The sequence below is a fragment of the Nocardiopsis changdeensis genome, assembly GCF_018316655.1.
In the GTDB taxonomy this organism is placed as follows: domain Bacteria; phylum Actinomycetota; class Actinomycetes; order Streptosporangiales; family Streptosporangiaceae; genus Nocardiopsis; species Nocardiopsis changdeensis.
On record NZ_CP074133.1, the window covers coordinates 1,465,387 to 1,484,369 of the forward strand.

The 18,983-nt window shown below is 74.2% G+C and carries 17 protein-coding genes; 7 read left to right on the forward strand and 10 right to left on the reverse strand.

Going from position 1 to position 18,983, the window contains the following annotated elements:
• The first annotated feature begins 162 nt into the window (after nt 1–162).
• Nucleotides 163–2,469, forward strand: coding sequence for a polyribonucleotide nucleotidyltransferase (locus KGD84_RS06805; protein ID WP_220559405.1), 2,307 nt, complete (start codon nt 163–165; stop codon nt 2,467–2,469).
• Nucleotides 2,470–2,575: 106 nt separating this feature from the next.
• Entirely contained in the window at nt 2,576–3,910 is a 1,335-nt protein-coding gene (locus KGD84_RS06810) for a M16 family metallopeptidase (RefSeq protein ID WP_220559406.1), read from the forward strand.
• Nucleotides 3,911–3,976: 66 nt separating this feature from the next.
• Here the strand turns inward: KGD84_RS06810 and KGD84_RS06815 are convergent, their stop codons facing one another.
• The 5 genes from KGD84_RS06815 to KGD84_RS06835 all read right to left on the reverse strand — a co-directional run bounded on the left by KGD84_RS06815 (nt 3,977) and on the right by KGD84_RS06835 (nt 8,675).
• Complete coding sequence (locus KGD84_RS06815; protein ID WP_220559407.1) at nt 3,977–5,185, reverse strand: Dyp-type peroxidase; 1,209 nt, start codon at nt 5,183–5,185, stop codon at nt 3,977–3,979.
• Nucleotides 5,185–5,775: a copper chaperone PCu(A)C gene (locus KGD84_RS06820; RefSeq protein ID WP_220559408.1), complete on the reverse strand. Its 591-nt coding sequence runs from the start codon at nt 5,773–5,775 to the stop codon at nt 5,185–5,187. The genes KGD84_RS06815 and KGD84_RS06820 overlap by 1 nt, the downstream gene beginning before the upstream one ends.
• A 119-nt stretch (nt 5,776–5,894) precedes the next feature.
• On the reverse strand, nt 5,895–6,368 hold the full coding sequence (locus tag KGD84_RS06825) for an Hsp20/alpha crystallin family protein (RefSeq protein ID WP_220559410.1): 474 nt from the start codon (nt 6,366–6,368) through the stop codon (nt 5,895–5,897).
• A 15-nt stretch (nt 6,369–6,383) separates the two neighbouring features.
• On the reverse strand, nt 6,384–7,946 hold the full coding sequence (locus tag KGD84_RS06830; RefSeq protein ID WP_220559411.1) for a BCCT family transporter: 1,563 nt from the start codon (nt 7,944–7,946) through the stop codon (nt 6,384–6,386).
• A 237-nt stretch (nt 7,947–8,183) separates the two neighbouring features.
• Nucleotides 8,184–8,675 (reverse strand): MarR family winged helix-turn-helix transcriptional regulator, encoded by a 492-nt coding sequence (locus KGD84_RS06835; protein ID WP_370634421.1) that lies wholly within the window; start codon nt 8,673–8,675, stop codon nt 8,184–8,186.
• A gap of 145 nt (nt 8,676–8,820) precedes the next feature.
• Here KGD84_RS06835 and KGD84_RS06840 point away from each other — a divergent pair, with 145 nt between their 5' ends.
• From KGD84_RS06840 to KGD84_RS06855, 4 genes are read left to right on the forward strand one after another with little or no spacing between them, the layout of a single operon-like run.
• Nucleotides 8,821–9,951: a polyprenyl synthetase family protein gene (locus KGD84_RS06840; RefSeq protein WP_220559412.1), complete on the forward strand. Its 1,131-nt coding sequence runs from the start codon at nt 8,821–8,823 to the stop codon at nt 9,949–9,951.
• A complete protein-coding gene (crtI, locus tag KGD84_RS06845; protein ID WP_220559413.1) occupies nt 9,948–11,438 on the forward strand; it encodes a phytoene desaturase family protein in 1,491 nt (496 codons plus the stop codon). Before KGD84_RS06840 ends, crtI begins: the two co-directional genes overlap by 4 nt.
• Nucleotides 11,435–12,397 (forward strand): phytoene/squalene synthase family protein, encoded by a 963-nt coding sequence (locus tag KGD84_RS06850; protein ID WP_220559414.1) that lies wholly within the window; start codon nt 11,435–11,437, stop codon nt 12,395–12,397. The genes crtI and KGD84_RS06850 overlap by 4 nt, the downstream gene beginning before the upstream one ends.
• Nucleotides 12,398–12,404: 7 nt before the next feature.
• Nucleotides 12,405–13,412 (forward strand): Rieske (2Fe-2S) protein, encoded by a 1,008-nt coding sequence (locus tag KGD84_RS06855; protein WP_220559415.1) that lies wholly within the window; start codon nt 12,405–12,407, stop codon nt 13,410–13,412.
• 5 nt (nt 13,413–13,417) lie between these two features.
• Here the strand turns inward: KGD84_RS06855 and KGD84_RS06860 are convergent, their stop codons facing one another.
• The 4 genes from KGD84_RS06860 to KGD84_RS06875 are packed head-to-tail and all read right to left on the reverse strand — an operon-like array spanning nt 13,418 to nt 16,766.
• Nucleotides 13,418–13,969 (reverse strand): PIN domain-containing protein, encoded by a 552-nt coding sequence (locus KGD84_RS06860; RefSeq protein ID WP_220559416.1) that lies wholly within the window; start codon nt 13,967–13,969, stop codon nt 13,418–13,420.
• A gap of 12 nt (nt 13,970–13,981) precedes the next feature.
• Nucleotides 13,982–14,449, reverse strand: coding sequence for a helix-turn-helix domain-containing protein (locus tag KGD84_RS06865; protein WP_220559417.1), 468 nt, complete (start codon nt 14,447–14,449; stop codon nt 13,982–13,984).
• 35 nt (nt 14,450–14,484) lie between these two features.
• Nucleotides 14,485–16,026 carry an FAD-dependent oxidoreductase gene (locus tag KGD84_RS06870; RefSeq protein ID WP_255646358.1) on the reverse strand — a complete coding sequence of 514 codons (1,542 nt, stop codon included), beginning with the start codon at nt 16,024–16,026 and terminating at the stop codon, nt 14,485–14,487.
• A complete protein-coding gene (locus tag KGD84_RS06875; protein ID WP_255646359.1) occupies nt 16,023–16,766 on the reverse strand; it encodes a class I SAM-dependent methyltransferase in 744 nt (247 codons plus the stop codon). The genes KGD84_RS06870 and KGD84_RS06875 overlap by 4 nt, the downstream gene beginning before the upstream one ends.
• Nucleotides 16,767–16,821: 55 nt before the next feature.
• Here KGD84_RS06875 and KGD84_RS06880 point away from each other — a divergent pair, with 55 nt between their 5' ends.
• Nucleotides 16,822–18,069, forward strand: coding sequence for a lycopene cyclase family protein (locus KGD84_RS06880; protein WP_220559420.1), 1,248 nt, complete (start codon nt 16,822–16,824; stop codon nt 18,067–18,069).
• Here the strand turns inward: KGD84_RS06880 and KGD84_RS06885 are convergent.
• On the reverse strand, nt 17,999–18,919 hold the full coding sequence (locus tag KGD84_RS06885) for a MerR family transcriptional regulator (RefSeq protein WP_220559421.1): 921 nt from the start codon (nt 18,917–18,919) through the stop codon (nt 17,999–18,001). The two genes, KGD84_RS06880 and KGD84_RS06885, sit on opposite strands and share 71 nt — an antisense overlap.
• Nucleotides 18,920–18,983: the final 64 nt, after the last annotated feature.

An 18,983-nucleotide genomic window follows, 5' to 3' on the forward strand; every position in this document is an offset into this window, starting at 1 on the left:
CTCGGTAGTGGCCTCCGGAAGGTCCCGTCACGGGACCCCGTGGGCTTCGATCGATGACCGGCCGTCATCAACTCCGGGGCACGGACGCGGGGAACGAACACACGCGCCGGACCAGCGGGTCCGGCGCATCCCAACGCGAACACGTGTAGTAGGAGGTCGCCCATGGAGGGCGTTTACTCTGCCGAAGCCGTCATCGACAACGGCAAGTTCGGCACCCGTACCATCCGCTTCGAGACCGGTCGCCTGGCCCGCCAGGCCGCCGGTTCGGCGACGGTGTACCTGGACGACGAGACCGTCGTGCTGTCCGCCACCACCGCCTCGAAGCGACCCAAGGACAACCTCGACTTCTTCCCGCTGACGGTGGACGTCGAGGAGCGCATGTACGCGGCCGGCCGCATCCCCGGCTCGTTCTTCCGGCGTGAGGGCCGTCCCTCCGAGGACGCCATCCTCACCTGCCGCCTGATCGACCGGCCGCTGCGCCCGTCGTTCAAGAAGGGTCTGCGCAACGAGATCCAGATCGTCGAGACGATCCTGGCCCTGCACCCGGACCACCTGTACGACGTCGTGGCCATCAACGCCGCCTCGATGTCCACCCAGATCGCCGGGCTGCCCTTCTCGGGTCCGATCGGCGGCGTGCGCGTCGCCCTGATCGACGGCCAGTGGGTCGGCTTCCCGACGCACTCGGAGCTGGACAACGCCACCTTCGACATGGTGGTCGCCGGTCGCGTCCTGGAGGACGGCGACGTCGCGATCATGATGGTGGAGGCCGAGTCCACGGTCCACACCCTCAAGCTGGTCGCCGAGGGCGCCGTCGGCCCCAACGAGCAGACGGTGGCCGAGGGCCTGGAGGCCGCCAAGCCCTTCATCAAGGTGCTGTGCCGCGCCCAGCAGGCCGTCGCGGACCAGACCAGCCGCGAGGAGGGCGAGTTCCCGATCTTCCTCGACTACGAGGACGACGTGTACTCCGCCGTCGACTCCGCCGTGCGCGAGGACCTGTCCAAGGCGCTGACCATCGCGGACAAGCAGGACCGCGAGGCCGAGCTGGACAAGGTCAAGGCCGCCGCGGCCGAGAAGCTCGCCGAGGACTTCGAGGGCCGCGAGAAGGAGGTCTCGGCCGCCTTCCGCTCGCTCACCAAGAACCTGATGCGCGAGCGCGTCCTGCGCGACAAGGTCCGCATCGACGGCCGCGGCCCCAAGGACATCCGCCCGCTGTCCGCCGAGGTCGGCGTGCTGCCGCGCGTCCACGGCTCGGCGCTCTTCGAGCGCGGTGAGACCCAGATCCTGGGCGTCACCACCCTGAACATGCTGCGCATGGAGCAGACGGTCGACACTCTCAACCCCGAGAAGACCAAGCGCTACATGCACAACTACAACTTCCCGCCCTACTCCACCGGTGAGACCGGCCGGGTGGGCTCGCCCAAGCGGCGCGAGATCGGGCACGGCGCCCTCGCCGAGCGCGCCCTGATCCCGGTCCTGCCCTCGCGCGAGGAGTTCCCGTACGCCATCCGCCAGGTCTCCGAGGCGCTGGGCTCCAACGGCTCCACCTCGATGGGCTCGGTCTGCGCCTCCACCATGGCCCTGCTGTCGGCCGGCGTGCCGCTCAAGGAGATGGTGTCCGGCATCGCCATGGGCCTGATCAGCGAGGGCGACGAGTTCGTCACCCTCACCGACATCCTCGGCGCCGAGGACGCGTTCGGCGACATGGACTTCAAGGTCGCCGGCACCCGTGAGCTCATCACGGCCCTGCAGCTCGACACCAAGCTCGACGGCATCCCCGCCGAGCAGCTGGCGCTCGCGCTCCAGCAGGCCCGCGGCGCGCGCCTGGCGATCCTCGACGTCATGCAGGAGGCCATCGAGCGTCCGGCCGAGATGAGCCCGAACGCTCCGCGCATCCTGACCGTCAAGGTCCCCGTCGACAAGATCGGCGAGGTCATCGGCCCCAAGGGCAAGATGATCAACTCGATCCAGGACGAGACCGGCGCCGAGATCACGATCGAGGACGACGGCACCATCTACATCGGTGCCACCGACGGCCCCTCGGCCGAGGCCGCCCGCGACACGATCAACCAGATCGCCAACCCGACGATGCCCGAGGTCGGCGACCGCTACCTGGGCACCGTCGTCAAGACCACGACGTTCGGCGCGTTCGTGTCGCTGCTGCCCGGCAAGGACGGCCTGCTGCACATCTCGCAGATCCGCAAGCTGCACGGCGGCAAGCGGATCGAGAACCTCGACGACGTGATCAGCATCGGCGAGAAGATCCAGGTCGAGATCCGCGAGATCGACGACCGCGGCAAGCTGTCGCTGGTCCCGGTCGAGGTCGTCGAGGCGGAGGCCGCCCAGGCGGCTCCGGCCGCTCCGGCCGAGGGCGACGCCCCGGCCGAGGCCGAGGACAAGGACGGCGACAACGGCGAGGGCGCCCCGCGCCGGCGCCGCCGCCGCTCGAGCAGCCGCTCCGAGAACACCTGATCCGCTCTGAACACGTGAGGGGGCGGTCGCACCGTGGGTGCGGCCGCCCCCACCGCGTATCCTCGGGCGGTAGGTCCCACGCACACGACGCGAAGAAGAAGGATTCATGAGTTCTGTCCCCATCGCCGCCGAGCAGGAGCCGGGCACGACCGTGACGCTGCTGGAAGCGGACGGCGGCTCCGGCCTGGTGCGCCGGACCGTGCTGCCCGGCGGACTGCGCGTGGTCACCGAGCACATCCCCGGCGGGCGCTCCGCCGCGTTCGGGATCTCGGCGACCACGGGCTCGCGCGACGAGGACGCCGCGCACGCCGGTTCGGCGCACTTCCTGGAGCACCTGCTGTTCAAGGGGACCCGGACCCGGTCGGCGCTGGAGATCTCCGCGCTGCTGGACGGGGTGGGCGCCGACCACAACGCCTACACCACCAAGGAGCACACCTGCTACTACGCGAAGGTGCTCGACCGCGACCTGCCGCTGGCCATCGACGTGGTCGGTGACATGGTCGCCAACTCGGTGCTGGACGAGGGCGAGGTGGAGACCGAGCGCGGCGTGATCCTGGAGGAGATCGCCATGTACGAGGACGAGCCCGCCGACCTGGTGGACGACGTCTACGCGGCGCACTTCTTCGGGGACACCCCGCTGGGGCGGCCGATCCTGGGCACCATCGACACCATCAAGGCGCTGCCCCGGGAGCGGATCGCCGAGCAGTACCGGGACGCCTACGTCCCCTCGGAGCTGATCGTCACGGCGGCCGGGAGCCTGGACCACGACCTGGTGGTGGAGCAGGTCCGGGAGATGTTCGCCGAGCGGCTGGCCGCCGCGGGCGACGCCCGCCCGGCGGGGCCGCGCATCGGCGGCGGCCCGGTCCCCACCTTCGGCGGCCAGGTGGTGCAGCCGCGCGACACCGAGCAGGCGCACATCATCCTGGGGTCGGAGGGCATCATGCGCACCGACCCGCGCTGGCACGCGCTGCGGCTGCTCAGCGCCGCCCTGGGCGGCGGCATGTCCTCGCGCCTGTTCCAGGAGGTGCGCGAGAAGCGCGGCCTGGCCTACGCGGTGCACGCCTACCACACCGGCTACGCCGACACCGGGACCTTCCAGATCTACGCGGGCTGCCTGCCGGAGAAGGCCGACGAGGTCATCGGGGTGTGCCGGGACGAGCTGGCCAAGGTGGCGGCGTCGGGGATCACCGACGAGGAGCTGCGCCGGGCCAAGGGGCAGATCCAGGGCTCCCTGGTGCTGGGCAGCGAGGGCACCAACGCCCGGATGGGCCGCCTGCTGGGGCACGAGCTGAACCACCCGCGCCACTTCTCCATCGACGAGGACCTGGCCCGGTTCGACGCCGTCACCGACGCCGAGGTCGCCGAGGTCGCCGCCGAGCTGCTGTCGCGCCCGCGGGCGCTCGCGGTCATCGGCCCCTACGACGAGGGCCGCACCTTCTGACCTCCCGGCCGGCCGTACGGGCCCGCACCCCGCACCGGGCGGGGCGCGGGCCCGCTGTGCGCCCGGTCAGCCTTCGAGCAGGGTGTCCCCGACGTAGCCGCCCTCGGCGCAGCCCGGGGGGACGGCGAACACGGCCGAGCCGACGGCGGTGACCCACTCGTTGAGCAGGTCCAGCTCGTCCAGCCTGCGCTGGATGGGGACGAACTGGCGGACCGGGTCGGCCTGGTAGGAGGCGAACAGCAGCCCCGCCTCCGGGGTCCCGTGGTCGCGCAGGTCGTAGTTGTAGCCGCGCCGGAAGATCCGCTCCTCGGGGTCGTCGGTGCGGGAGCGGCGCACGTGGGCGAAGTCCGCGATCACGGACAGCCCGGTGGCGTCGGTGGCCGCGAGGTCCACCTCGGCGTGCTCGCCGCCGCCGGTCAGCGGCGCCCCGTCGGCCAGGCGGCGGCCGATGACCGCCTCCCGGGCGGGCCGGTCCAGCTCGTCCCAGGTGTCCAGGTGGGTCTCGATGCGCCGCAGCACCAGCCCGGTGCCCCCGGCGAGCCAGGGCGGTCCGGCCTCCCGCCACACCAGGTGGTCGAAGTCGGCGGTCCCCGGGCGCGGGTTGACCGTCCCGTCCACCTGGCCCATGAGGTTGCGCATGGTGGTGCCGTCGGCCTCGGAGCCGTGGGCGCGCCGGAACCCGCTCTGGGTCCACCGGGGCTCGGTGAAGGCGCGCGCGTCCTTGCCGAGCATCCGCACCGCGTGCGCCACCGTCACCGGGTCGTCGGCGCACACCTGGACGAGCAGGTCGGCCTGGCCCCAGCGCGGGTCCAGGTCGTCGTGGTCGAACTCCGGGAGCGGCCGCAGCCAGCCGGGCACGGCGTCCGGGTCCACCCGCTCCACCAGGCCCGGGCCGAACCCGAACGTGACGGTCAGGCCCGCCGGGACGGCCGCCAGCTCGGGTTCGGTGTCGGCCAGGGCGGGCTCGCCCCGGGTCAGGCGGGCGGCGTCGTCGCTGAGCAGCCTCATCAGCCGGCGCACCCCCTCGGCGTCCACGTCCCGGCCCAGGTCGAAGGCGGTGAACGCGGCGTGCGCCTGCGGCGGGGTCTCCACCCCGGCCTGGCGGGGCCCGTGGAAGGGCACGGTCCGCTCCCCGTTGAGGGGGAGCGCAGCGGCCTCCTGCGGCGCGGTAGGCGCGCCGGCCGCCCAGCGGTGGGCCAGCGCTCCGCCGACCGCTCCCGCGCCGGCCGCCGCGCCGCCCAGGAGCAGGCCGCGTCTGCTGACGGTCCGGTCCATCAGTGGTCCCCGCCGTCCCCGTGGTCCCCGTGGCCCCCTCCGCCGTGGCCGTCGCCCTCGTACTCCTCGTCGGCCCCCGCGTACTCCTTCACCGGAGCGGTGAACTCCGCCGTCGACCCGTCGGCGAACTCCACCGTGACGGTGGCCTCCATGCCCGGCTCCAGGTCCTCCGTGAGGCCCATGAGCATGATGTGGTCGCCGCCGGGCGCCAGGGCACGGGTGCCCCGGGGCTCCACGGGGAACCCGCCGTCGATCTCGCGCATGGTGGATTCGGTGCCCTCGGTGACGACCTCGTGCAGCTCGACCGTCTCCGCCGCCGGGTGCTCGGCCGCCACGATGACGATCTCCGCGTCGGAGCCGTTGGCCACCTCGCCGAACACGGCGGTCATCCCCTCCTCGGCGGTGACGGCCTTGACCCAGGGGTCGGTGATCGAGAAGGCCTCCGCCTGCTCCGCCGCCGGAGAGGGCGGGGCGGACTCGGCGGCCGCGCCCCGGGGCGTGTCGGCCGGGGTCCCCGTGCCGCAGGCGGTGAGGGCGAGGCCGAGCACGGCCGCGATCGGCAGGGCGCGGGCGGTGCGGGTGTACTGCATCGTTCCTCCGATTCGGGGCCGTACCGGAGACGGCCCTTCCGTCATCGGAGTCGTCGTGCGGGGGCGGGCGGTTCCCGCCGGTTCCGGGCGGCGGCGCCCGGGAGGCGCCGCCGCCCGGCTCAGGAGCCCCGTTTGCGCCTGCGGACGGAGATCGTCTTGGGCGCGGCGGCGTTGGCCGCGCCGCGCACCACCACCTCCAGCAGACCCTCCCCGTAGGAGGCCTCCACGTCGCGTTCGCTGACCCCCTCGGGCAGGGTGATCTCGCGGCGGAAGGTGCCCATGAACCGCTCCGACGAGTAGTAGACGACCGTTCCCTCCTCGTCGCGCCTGCGCTCCCCGCTGATGGTGAGGACCCCGTGGTTGAAGCTGACGGCGACGTCCTCCTCGTACACCCCGGGCACCTCGCAGCGGACGACCAGGTCCTCGCCGCGGGCGAGGATGTCGGTGGGCGGGCTCCAGGCGTCGGCGTACCCGCGTTCGCGCAGGCCCGTCTGGCTGGTCTCGATCGACGCCATGGCGTCGGAGACCCGGTTCATCTCGGTGATCATGTCCACGACCCCGTGGAAGGGGTTGCTGAACTTCTTCGGTGCCATCGCGGGCCCCTTCTGCTAGCGGCCGCCGGGCGGGCGGTAGGACGGCATCTGGTCCTCGGGTTCGTACACGATCTTGGGCCCGTGCCTGCGGGGCTCGTCCTTGAGCGCCTTGGCCAGCCCCCAGCACATGAACAGCAGGATCACCGCGAACGGGAGCCCGGTGACCACCGCCGCCGCCTGGAGCGCGGAGAGGGCGTCGGCCCCGCCCAGGACCAGCAGGACCAGGGTCACGGCGCCCTCGCTGATCGCCCAGAACGCCCGCTGGGCCTTGAGCGGGTTGGGGTCGCCCCCGTTGGTGAGCATGTCCACCACGAGGGAGCCGGAGTCGGAGGAGGTGATGAAGAAGACCGCCACCACGATGATCAGCAGGACCGAGACGAGCACGCCCGCGATCTGGCCCAGGGGCAGCAGTTCGATGAGCCGGAACGCCCGGTCCTCCTCCGCCAGCGCGTTGAGCCCGCCGCCCTCGAACAGGTCGTAGTACAGGCCGGAGCCGCCGAACACCCCGAACCACAGGACCGAGACGACGACCGGTGCGAACAGCGCGCCGATGACGAACTCCCGGATGGTCCGCCCGTAGGAGACGCGGGCCAGGAAGATGCCGACGAACGGCGCCCAGGAGATCCACCAGCCCCAGTAGAAGATGCTCCACGTGGTGGTCCAGCTCGCGGCCTGCTCGTCCATCAGAGAGCTGGGGAAGGACAGGCTCCACGGGACGAGGTTGTCCAGGTACTCGCCCAGGCCCGTGGTGGTGATGCTGATGATCCACAGCTTGGGCCCGAGCAGGAAGACGATCAGCATCAGCGCGATCGCCAGCCACAGGTTGATCACCGACAGGCGGCGGATGCCCTTGTCGATCCCGGCCAGAACGCTGAGCAGGGCGATGCCGGTGATGACGACGATGAGCACCGAGTGGACGAGCGGGTTCGACTCGATGCCGAAGACGTGCTGGATGCCGCCGCCGATCTGGAGGGTGCCCAGGCCCAGCGACGTGGCCAGGCCGAAGATCGTGCCGAAGACCGCGAGGATGTCCACGAGGTTGCCGGGCCAGCCGAACGCCCGGTCGCCCAGGAGCGGGTAGAGCGCGGAGGCGGGGCGCAGCGGCAGTCCCTTGCGGAACGTGAAGTAGCCGAGCGAGACGCCCAGGGCGATGTAGATCGCCCAGGGGTGGAAGCTCCAGTGGAAGAAGCTCAGGGCCATGGCCTCGCCGGCGGCCTCGACGTGCGGGGCGCCGTCCTCGCCGGGCAGGAACGCGGCCGTCCGGGGCCAGTGCAGGTGGTGGATGGGCTCGGAGACGCCCCAGAACACCAGGCCGATGCCCATGCCCGTGGTGAAGAGCATGGCGAACCAGGCGACGGTCCCGAACTCGGGCCGGGAGTCGTCCGGGCCCAGCCGGATGTTGCCGTACCTGCTGAACATCAGGAACAGGGCCAGGCCGAGGAAGAACGTGGTGGCGAGTACGTACAGCCACCCCAGCCTGGTCCCGATCCAGTCCCGGGTCGCCGTCGCGGCGTCCAGGAGGGGGTCGGTGAACACGATGCCCAGGACCACGAAGGCGATGATGACGATCCCGGACACCGCGAAGACCGCGGGGTTGGTGTGCTCTCGGATGTAGGTGCGCAGGGTCGAGATGACGACTCCTCCCCAACCTCGGCGGGGGTCCCCGGGTGGAGTGTCGGCCGGGTGCGAAGCCGGATACGGACTGGTCTGTCGGCATCGTAAGAGCGGCTCCGGGACACGGCGGTGAGCCGCGCGGGTGCGGAGGGTCGGTGACGGATCACCGCAGGGGCGGACGGTTCCGGCGGAAAGGGGCGTTCAGGGCGCTTCGGCGAGCCCGTCCAGGGTGCGGCCGACCCGGCCCAGCCAGTCGACGATGACGGCCAGTTCGTCGTTGGTGTAGCCCTCGTGCAGCGCGGTCATGGCGGCGCGCATACCCGGGGCGGTCTCGGGCGCCCGGAGTTCGGCGCTCTCGGTGAGGCGCACGGCGACCTTGCGCCGGTCCTCGGGGTGGCGGGTGCGCTCGACCAGGCCGTGGGCCTCCATCCGGTCGATCACGCCGGTGACCGAGCCGGTGGACAGGCACAGACTGGAGGCGATCTCTCCGGGTGTCATCGTGCCCGCGACCCGTAGCAGCGTGTAGCACTGGAAGTCGGTGGGGTTCATCCCGGAGCGGTCGGCCATCCGGTGCAGGAGCTTGATGAGCCGGACGGCGAGCATCTGCCCGTCGTTCTGGAGGGACCGGTAGTGGCCGAACCTCACCGCGGCCTCGTCGGGCCCGGTGGGGGAGGTGGTCGACACGGTGTCCACGGTTCCTCTCTCCCCGGTGTTCGGACTTCGGTCACCCCGAGTCTACGGCCAACGGAACCCCCGGTTCCTCCTTGCCGGATCCGGGGGAGCGAAGGCAATAGCTCGGTTGCCGAGATTCATGATTTCCGAGATAGTTGTCCATGACATGACCCGTCCAGGGGAGGCAGACATCGAACCGGTTCTGAACGGTCCCGGAGCACTCCGAATCCACCACGTCCACGGCGACCCGCGGCCGGCACTCGACCAGGTGCTCCGCGACCACCTGCGCCGCCGCCTGCTCGGGGCCGAACAGACCGACCCCGAGTTCGCCGCCGGGACCGCCGCGCAGACCGCGGCCTTCACGCTGGAGGGCGGCAAGCGCCTGCGCTCCTCGCTGGCCTGGTGGGGCTGGCGCGCCGGCGGCGGCCCGGTGTCCGGCCCCGTCGCCCACCACGCCCTGGTCGCCTGCGCGTCCCTGGAACTGCTCCAGACCTGCGCCCTGGTCCACGACGACGTCATGGACGGTTCCGCGACCCGGCGCGGCGCGCCCTGCGTCCACCGGCGGCACGAGGACGAGCACCGCGAGAACGCCTGGTCGGGGGAGGCGAGGCGCTACGGCGAGTCCCTCGCCGTCCTGGTCGGCGACCTCGCCCTGGCCTGGGCCGACGACATGCTCGCCGAGGCCCTGCCCGGGGTGCCCCGCCCCGAGGCGGGCCGCGCGGTCTGGCGGGAGATCCGCACCGAGATGATCGCCGGACAGTACCTGGACGTGCGCGGACAGGCGAGGGGGTCCCGTTCGGAGTCCCTCGCGCTGCGCATCGACCGGCTCAAGACCGCCTCCTACACCGTGGAGCGCCCGCTGCACCTGGGGGCCGCCATGGCCGGGGCGCCCCCGGCCGTGGCCGAGGCGCTGCGCTCCTACGGGCGGGACGTCGGCGTCGCCTTCCAGCTCGCCGACGACCTGGCCGGCGCCTACGGCGACAGCGGGTCCACGGGCAAACCCGTCGGCGACGACCTCCTGGAGGGCAAGACCACCCTGCTGCTGGCCCTCGGCACCCGCCTGGCGCGCGAGAGCGGCGACACGGCGGGCCTGGACCTCCTGGAGCGGGTCGGGGCGGGGGCCGACCCGGCGGAGGCCGCCGCCGTGCTGGAGGGCCTGGGCGCCCGGGAGCGGGTCGCCGAGCACTGCCGGGGCCTGGCCGCCCGCGGCGTCTCCCACCTGGACGGGATCGACCTGCCCGAACCGGTGCGCGACGTCCTCGCCGGCCTGGCCGCCCGACTGGGGGAGGCCGCGTGAGCCGCCGCACCGCACCCGGCCGGGGCCGGGTCGTCATCGTCGGCGCGGGGCTGTCCGGCTTGGCCTGCGCCCTGCACCTGCTGGGGGCCGGGCGGGAGGTCACGGTCCTGGAGCGCGACGCCCATCCGGGGGGACGGGCGGGCCGCCTGGACCAGGACGGCTTCCGGATGGACACCGGGCCCACCGTGCTGACCATGCCCGAACTCCTGGACGAGGCCCTGGGGGCGGTCGGCGAGACCGTCGCCGACCGCCTCGACCTGGTCCCGCTGCACCCCGCCTACCGCGCCGACTTCGCCGACGGCTCCACCATCGACGTCCACACCGACGCCGACGCCATGGCGGCCGAGGTGGCACGGGTGGCCGGCGAGCGCGAGGCCGACGGCTACCTCCGGCTCCGCGACTGGCTCACCCGCCTCTACCGGGCCGAGATGGGCACCTTCATCGACGCGCAGTTCGACTCGCTGCTGGACCTCGCCCGGCCGGACCTGGTGCGGCTGGCGGCCCTGGGCGGGTTCGGGCGGCTCTCCCGGGCGGTGGGGCGGCACGTGCGCGACGAGCGCCTGCGGCGGATCTTCTCCTTCCAGGCCCTGTACGCGGGCGTGGCTCCGGGGCGGGCCCTGGCCGCCTACGCCGTCATCGCCTACATGGACACCGTGGCGGGCGTGTACTTCCCGCGCGGGGGCATGCGCGCCCTCGGCGACGCCCTGGCGGGCGCGGCGGCCAAGGCCGGGGGAGTGCTCCGCTACGGCGACGCCGTGGCCTCGCTGGAACGCTCCGGCGACCGGGTCACCGCCGCCGTCACGGAGTCGGGCGAGCGCTTCCCCTGCGACCAGGTGGTGGTCACCGCCGACCTGCCCGCGGCGTACCGGCTGCTGGGCGGCGCTCCCCGGCGCCGGGTCCCGCTCCGCTACTCGCCGTCCGCCGTGGTCCTGCACCTGGGGGTGGACCGCACCTGGGAACGGCTGGGGCACCACACGATCTCCTTCGGCGGCGCCTGGGAGCGCACCTTCGACGAGATCATCCGCGAGGGGCGGGTGATGGGGGACCCGTCCCTGCTGGTCACCCGGCCCACGCACACCGACCCGTCCCTGGCCCCCGCCGGGCACGAGTCCCTGTACGTGCTGGCGCCCGCCCCCAACCTGGCGGTCGGCGGCATCGACTGGGCCGCCGAGGGCCCGCGCTACCGCGACCACCTGGTGTCCACCCTGGAGGAGCGCGGCCTCACCGGCCTGGACACGGCGGTCCGGACCGAGCACCTGGTCACCCCCGCGGACTGGGCCCGGCGGGGGCTGGCGCACGGCACGCCCTTCTCGCTGTCGCACACCTTCGCCCAGACCGGGCCGTTCCGGCCCCGCAACACCGTCCCCGGCCTGGCCAACGTCGCCCTGGCCGGGTGCGGGACCACGCCCGGGGTCGGCCTGCCGACCGTGCTGATCTCGGGGAAGCTCGCCGCCGCCCGCGTGGTGGAGCGAACGGGGGGACGATGAGGACCGCCACCGCAGAACTCGACGCCGCCGGGATCGCCCCGGAGGACCTGCGCCGCGCCTACCTGCGCTGCCGTGAGCTGCACGCCCGCCACGGGCGCACCTACTTCACCGCCACCCGGGTCCTGCCGCCGGACCGGCGGCCCGGGGTGCACGCCCTGTACGGGTTCGCCCGCTGGGTGGACGACATCGTGGACGAGCCCGGGCCCGGTGCCACGGCCGCCGGACAGGCGGCCCGGCTGGACGCGGTCGACGCCGACCTGGGCCGGGCGCTGGGCGGCGGCGAGCCCGGCGACCCCGTGCTGCGGGCCCTGGCGCACACCGTGCGGAGGTACCGCCTCCCGGCCGCGCACTTCACCGCGTTCATGCGCTCCATGCGCATGGACCTCACCGTGACGGACTACCGCGACCTCGACCACCTGCGCGAGTACATGTACGGGTCGGCGGCGGTCATCGGCCTCCAGGTGCTGCCCGTGCTGGGCACGGTGGTGCCGCGGGAGGAGGCCGAGCGGCCCGCGGCCGCCCTGGGCGAGGCCTTCCAGCTCACCAACTTCCTCCGCGACACCGCGGAGGACTTCGACCGGGGGCGCGTGTACCTGCCCGCCGACGTGCTGGCCGACCACGGGGTGGACCGCGACCTGCTGGCGCACTGCGCCCGCACCCGCCGGCCCGACCCGCGCGCCCGCCGGGCGGTCGCCGCCCTGGTCGAGGTCAACCAGGGGTTCTACCGGGAGGCCGAGCCCGGCATCGCCATGCTCGATCCGGTCGCCCGTCCGTGTGTCGCCACGGCGTTCCGGCTCTACCGCGCCATCCTGGACGAGATCGCCGCCGCCGGCCACGACGTGTGGAGCACCCGCCACCGGGTCTCCGAGGCCCGCAAGATCGCCGCGGCGGTGCCCGCCCTGGCCCGGTCGATGCTCGCCCGGACGGTCCCCCGTCCCCGTCCGGCATCCGAAAGGTAGGCCCGACGTGACCCTGCCCGATCCGACCCCCCGCCGCATCCCGCTGCGGCGCATGCCCGCCACCGCCTGGACCGCGCAGGACCCGACCTGGCGCGACGGGTCGCCCGGCATCATCGCCGCCGCCCTCAAACGGGCGCTGGCACGGCCCTCGGGCAACTGGTACGTGCTGGCCGCCTCCCGCGAGGTCCGCGCCGACCGGCCCTTCGGGCGGGTCGTCGGGGGCGTCGAGCTCGTCGCCTGGCGCACCCCCGACGGCACCGCGCACGTGGCCCCGGGGGCCTGCCCGCACCTGGGAGCCCCCCTGTGCCGCGGGGCCGTCGACGACGGGCGCCTCGTGTGCCGCTGGCACGGGCTGTCCCTGGGCGCGGACGGCTTCCCCGGCTGGAGCCCGTACCCGGCCCACGACGACGGGGTGCTGGTGTGGGTGCGCCTGGACCGCGTGGGCGGCGAGGTGCCTCTGGACGCGCCGGTCGTCCCCGAGCGCCCCCCGCTGGAGAAGGCGGTGAGCGCGGTGGAGAGCCTGGCGGGCCGGTGCGAGCCGGAGGACGTGGTGGCCAACCGGCTCGACCCCTGGCACGGGTCGTGGTTCCACCCCTACAGCTTCGTCGGCCTGCGCGTCACCGAGGTGCCCGAGGGGCCCGACCCCGACCCGGACCGGATGGTCGTCGAGGTGGGGTTCAAGGTGGCGGGCCGCTGGGGGGTGCCGGTGCGGGCGGAGTTCCACTGCCCGGAGCCGCGCACCGTGGTCATGCGCATCATCGAGGGCGAGGGCCTGGGCAGCGTGGTCGAGACGCACGCGACGCCGCTGGGCACGGACGCCCGCGGCGTGCCGCGGACCGCGGTCGTCGAGGCGACCGTCGCCGCCTCGGACCGGCCGGGCTTCCTGCTGGCCCGCCGCCTGTCCGCCGTGGTCCGCCCGGCCGTGCGGGCCGCCGCCCGCCGCCTGTGGCGCGACGACCTCGCCTACGCCGAGCGCCGCTACCTCCTCCGCTCCACCGGCCGCTTCCCCGGCTGACCGGTTCAGCGCAGATGCCGCCGCACCTCGGCGGCGAAGCGGGGGACACCCGTGCGCTCCAACAGGCCGAGTACGCCGATGACGGTGGTCGGCTCCCTGCGGTAGGAGGCGGCCTGTCTCTCCAGCGCGCCGAGAGTGGCACCGGGGTGGAGGTCGAGTTGGTCGAGCAGGAAGTCGTCCGGGTCCACCGCGGACAGGTCGTACGGGGAGAGCGCGCTATCCGGGAAGTCCTTGATGTTGCGGGTGACGATGACCTCCGCGCCACCGCGGACCGCTGCGGCGAGGACGTGCCGGTCCTTGGGGTCGTTGGTCATGCCTTCGATCATGGGCTCGTGGCCGCGCACGGTCGCGTCCGGGAAGGCCCGGCGCATCTGTCCGATCCGGCGATCGGCTCTGTCCTCGGGGATGCCGCGTGCGATCACGTTGCGGCGCAGCTCATCGAGGATGCCGTCCGACCACAGGGGGCGGTACGTGCCGGCCGAGGCCAGCCGCAGCAGGGTGTCGCACAGGTAGGCCGGGTACAGGACACAGGTGTCCAGGAGGGCGGGGAAGGCCACGGTCGTCCGTTCTCACCGGGTGTTCTCGGGCGGCTCGGTCAGGTCGTACAGTCCCGCCTCTTCGCCTTCGGCCGCCATGGCGTCCAGGGTGTGCTCGCGCTCCCGGCGCGAACGCTCCTGGTAGCCGAGCAGGTCGTGGAGCAGGACCCGCCGGTGTCTTCCCCGCATGCTGTAAGGGATCTCGCCCTCGGTGAGCAGTCTGACCAGGGTGGGGCGGGAGACGCCGAGGAGGTCCGCGGCCTCCTGGGTGGTCAGCATCGTGTTGTGCGGGGCGATGGAGATGGCCAGCCCCTGGGACAGTGCCGCGACGACGTCGCGCAGCACGCTGTAGAGCTCCTCGGGAAGCTCGGTCTCGGACCCGTCCGGGCCGACCAGTCGGGCGTGCGGGCCGCCGTCGGTGCCCAGGTCGCGGGCGAGCCTGGTCAGCGCGGAGCGGTCATCGGGCGGCAGGACGGTGCGTTCGTGCAGTGTGGTCGCCATACCTCCAATCTACCCTATTCGAAAAAAACGAAAGGTCAGGGACCGGGGGTGCGCCGGGAGAGGTGGGCGAGGGCGCGGGCGGGGGCCAGGCGGCCGCGGCGGGGCACGGTCCACAGGGTGTGGCCGGGCAGGCCCCAGCGGGACAGCAGCGCGTTGGCGGCGAGCAGGCCGCCGGCGGCCGCGCGCTCCATGAGCGCGACCGGCAGGCCGGTGCGGACGTGGTCGCCCGCCATCACCAGGAACGGGTCCGGGGTGGCCGTCCCCGGCCGGTCGCGGTACGAGCCCGGCGTGAACAGCGGGCAGTCCGCGCGCAGCTCGTGCCGGGCGTCCACCACGCCGGCGGAGGCCAGCTCCGGGTACACCGCGACCGCCTGCTCCCACAGGCGTTCGCGCTCGCGGTCGGGGTCGCAGCCCTCGGGCAGGGCGTAGGCGTGCAGCTCCACCACCGAGCCGCCGGTGCGGTCGGCCCACTCCCGCTCCCCGTCCCGGTACCGCTCCAGGACGCTGATGTTGTCCAGCGTCGGGTACCCGGCCGTGCCCAGGAAGGCGGGCCGGTGCGGCCGCACCGGCCGGTCCAGCCAGTACCGCGACACCAGGAACGGCGGCGCCGACTCCAGCCGGGCGATCCGGGACCGCCAGGCGGCGTCCCCCAGGCCGGGCGACGCGGCGACCAGGGAGCGCGTCCCCGGGACGTCCGCGGCCAGCACCACGGCGTCGAACTCCCCGTGCCCGGGCAGCGCGAACCGCCGCTGCGAGCCCGGCCCGACGCGCTCGACCGGCACGCCCGTGCGCACCTTGGCGTCCAGCCCGGCCAGGTACCGGACCAGCGGCTCCCACAGCGACTCCGGGAACGGCCCGCGCGGCACGTCGAACACCAGGCCCTCGGCCGAGCCCAGGAAGTACAGGTGGAACATCACCGCCAGCTCCGCCGCGGAGAGGCGGTCGGTCGAGGCGAAGAAGCTGCGCGTGAACACCTCGAACGCCAGGTGCCGCGCCGTCGGCGGGAACCGGATCGCCTCCAGCAGGTCCCGCGCGCTCATGTGGTCGAGCCGCTCGTACACCCCCGGCACGTCCACGTCGAGCAGCTGCAGCGCGGCCGGGACGTTGACCCGGGCCAGGTCGCGCGGAGGGAAGCTCGGGCTGGTGGCGGCCAGCGCCAGCGCGTTCCACGGCGGGGTCGCGGGCAGGCCGGAGAAGCGGTCGCGCGGCCCGTCGCGGTGGACCAGCGGGTAGTCGGCCAGGGGGACGAGCGCGTCCAGCGCCGGGTCGGCCCGGCGCAGCAGCCCGCGCAGGTTGTAGTACTGGCGGAAGAAGGCGTGGAACCCGCGGTCCATCGCCGCTCGGGAGCCGTCCGCCAGGGTGGTCTCCCAGCCGCGCAGCCGCCCGCCCGGGGACTCCTCGCGCTCGAACACCGTGACCCGAACGCCGCGCTCGGCCAGTCCGCAGGCCGCCGCCAGCCCGGCGATCCCGCCGCCGACCACCGCGGCCTCGGGCGCCTCCGCGGTGCGCGGGCCGACCGGCGGTGCGGGCGGGACCTCCTCGGCGAGCCGGTCGCGGACGTCCACCGGGCGGCTCACCGGTCCTCCTCCCGCCGCATGCCCGCGAACGTGTGCGTGATGCCGTACTCCCAGCCCGGCATCGGGGCGGAGGCCACCGACACCAGCCCCGCGCGGCGCATCCGCTCCAGCAGCGCCCGGCGGCCGTCGAACTCCAGGACGCTGCGCCACAGGTACCGGAACAGGGTCCCGTCACCCGAGAACACCCGTCCGGCGGGGATGATCACTCCCTGGCACACCGCCGTCCACACGGCCCGCGCCACCGCCGAGTCGGCCACGGAGTACTCGTGCAGCACCAGCCGGCCGCCCGGGCGCAGCAGGTCCCGCATCACCTCCAGCGCCCGGTCGGGGTCGGGGCAGTTGCGGATCAGGTACGCCCCGAACACCGCGTCCACCGGCCCGCCCAGGCGGTCGGCCGCCCACTGCGGGGTCAGCTCCTCGACCCGCGCGTGGTGGAACGAGACCGTGTCGGGCCAGTCCTTGGCCCGGGCGGTCGCCAGCATCCCCTCCGAGGCGTCCACCCCGACGATCCGGGCCGTGGGCACGGTGTCGAGCAGGGCCGCCGTGGAGGCCCCGGTCCCGCAGCCCAGGTCCAGGATCCGCGGCTCGGGGGAGAGGGCCCCGGGGTCCAGCCTCCGGGCGGAGAGCCGCAGGTGGGCGTGGTAGCCGGGGCTGCCCGCCACGAGTCTGTCGTAGGCGGCCGAGGCGAGGTCGAACCCCTCCGTGACCGCTCCGTCCTGTTTGGCTCGGGTGGTGTCCACACGTCCTCCGGGTGCGCGCTGGCCTGTGTGCGGCATCCCCGGCAGAGTGGGGGCCATGAACGATCATGACGTGGTGATCGTGGGCGGGGGAGCCGCAGGCCTCACCCTGGCCCACCGCCTGTCGGGCGTCAATCACCCCGACGGGGCCCCCGTGCGTGTCGCCCTGGCGGAGCCCCCGCGCGGGCCGCACACCCCGCCCCCGCGCACCTGGTGCTTCTGGGAGCCCGACGGCGGCGAGTGGGACGGCCTGCTGGCCGCCCGGTGGCGGAACCTGACCGTCGTGGGGCCGGACGGCGACGCCCGCACCGCGCCCGCCGACCCCTTCGTGTACAAGATGCTGCGCTCCGTCGACCTGGAGGCCCGGGTGCGGTCCGGCCTCGGGGACCGGGTGGCGGAGGTGCCCCTGCTGGTGGACGCGGTCCGGGACGGGGCCGACCGCGCCGTGGTGGAGGGGGTGATGCCCGACGGCTCCCCGGCCAGGCTGACCGCCCGGTGGGTGTTCGACTCCCGACCGCCCCGCCCCCTGCCGACGGGCCGCACCCTGCTGCTCCAGCACTTCCGGGGCTGGTTCGTGCGCACCCCCGCCGACGCCTTCGACCCGGAGGCGGCGGTGCTGATGGACTTCACCCCGCCCCAGCCGGAGAACGCGGTGGCCTTCGCCTACGTGCTCCCGCTGTCGGCGCGCGAAGCGCTGGTGGAGTACACCGAGTTCGGGCCCGCGCCGCTCACCGCCGCCGAGTACGACCGCCGCCTGGCCGACCACTGCGCCCGCATGGGCCTGGCGGGGTTCGAGGTCACCGCCGCCGAGCAGGGCGTCATCCCGATGACCGACGCGCCCTTCCGCACCCGGGCCGGGCGGCGGGTCTTCCGGATCGGCGGGGCGGGCGGGGCCACCCGGCCCTCCACCGGCTACACCTTCAGCGGGGTGCTGCGCCAGACCGCCGCCGTGGCCGCGGCCCTGGAACGCGGGGTCGTGCCGGTCCCCCCGATCCCGCACCGGCGCCGCCACCTGGCCATGGACGCGGTCCTGCTGCGCGCGCTGGCCACCGGTCGCGTGCGCGGCGCGGATTTCTTCACCCGCCTGCTCGCCCCGGACCGGCTCGGCGACGTGCTGGCCTTCCTCGACGGCGGTACCCGGCTGTCCCGTGAACTGGCGCTGGGCCTGCGCACCCCGGTCGTCCCGATGTCCCTGACCGTGCTGGACCAGCTGGGCCACGCGGTGCGCACCGCGCTCAGCCCGGGTCGAGCGCCAGCACCGCCTCCGGCAGGGAGTTCAGATGGCCGCCCCCGGACCGCGCGGTGAGGGAGCGCCAGCCGCCCCCGGCCGTGTACACCCGGACCGCCTGGGGCGACTCGGACGCGGCCAGCACCGTCGCGCGCAGTGCCGCCAGGTCGGACCGCCCGCCCACATGGGACCAGAGCACCACGGCCCGGGGAGCGGTCCGCCGCACGGTCCGCGCCGCGGCGTCCGCCGGCGTGCAGGCGCCCAGGACCCGGTGCGTCAGGCCGCGTTCGCGCAGGGCGGCGGCCAGCGCCTCGACCGGGAGGCTGTGCGTCTCCTCGGGCCCGCAGGCCAGGACCACCGGCCTCTGCCCCGTCCGCGGCGGGCCGCCGGGCGGGGGGACCCGGCGCAGCGCCGAGGACACGCACCACGACAGCAGGTGCTCCACCTCCACGTAGCGGCGGGTGTCCTGCCACTTGCGGCCCATCCCGTACAGCAGCGGCATGACCAGCCCCTCCCAGGCGGCCACCACGCCCTCGGCGCGCAGCGCGCGCTCGACCAGCGCCTCCACGAGCTCGGAGTCCATGCGCACCGCCGCCCGGGCCACCCCCTGGAGGCGGGACGCCCCGCCCGCCGGGAGCGCGTGCCCGCGCGTCCCGGGGTCCCGTCCGTCGCGCGGCGCGGGCACGGTCGGGGCGGGGGCACCGCCCCCGGCCAGCACCCGCTCGGCCGCGACCGCCGGGGCCAGCCCCTCGCCCACCAGCCGGCACAGCTCCCGCAGCCGGTCCACGTCCTCGGGCGTGTAGCGGCGATGCCCGCCGGGGCTGCGCTCGCGCGGCCCGATCCCGTACCGGTGGTCCCAGCTGCGCAGGGTGGACGGAGCGACCCCCAGCATCCGGGCGGTCGCACCGGGGGTCAGGGTCTCCGCCATGGCATCCCAACCGTTGCGAAAGCGGCGCGACTTGTCGCACCCGTCCTCGCCACCGACTCTAGCT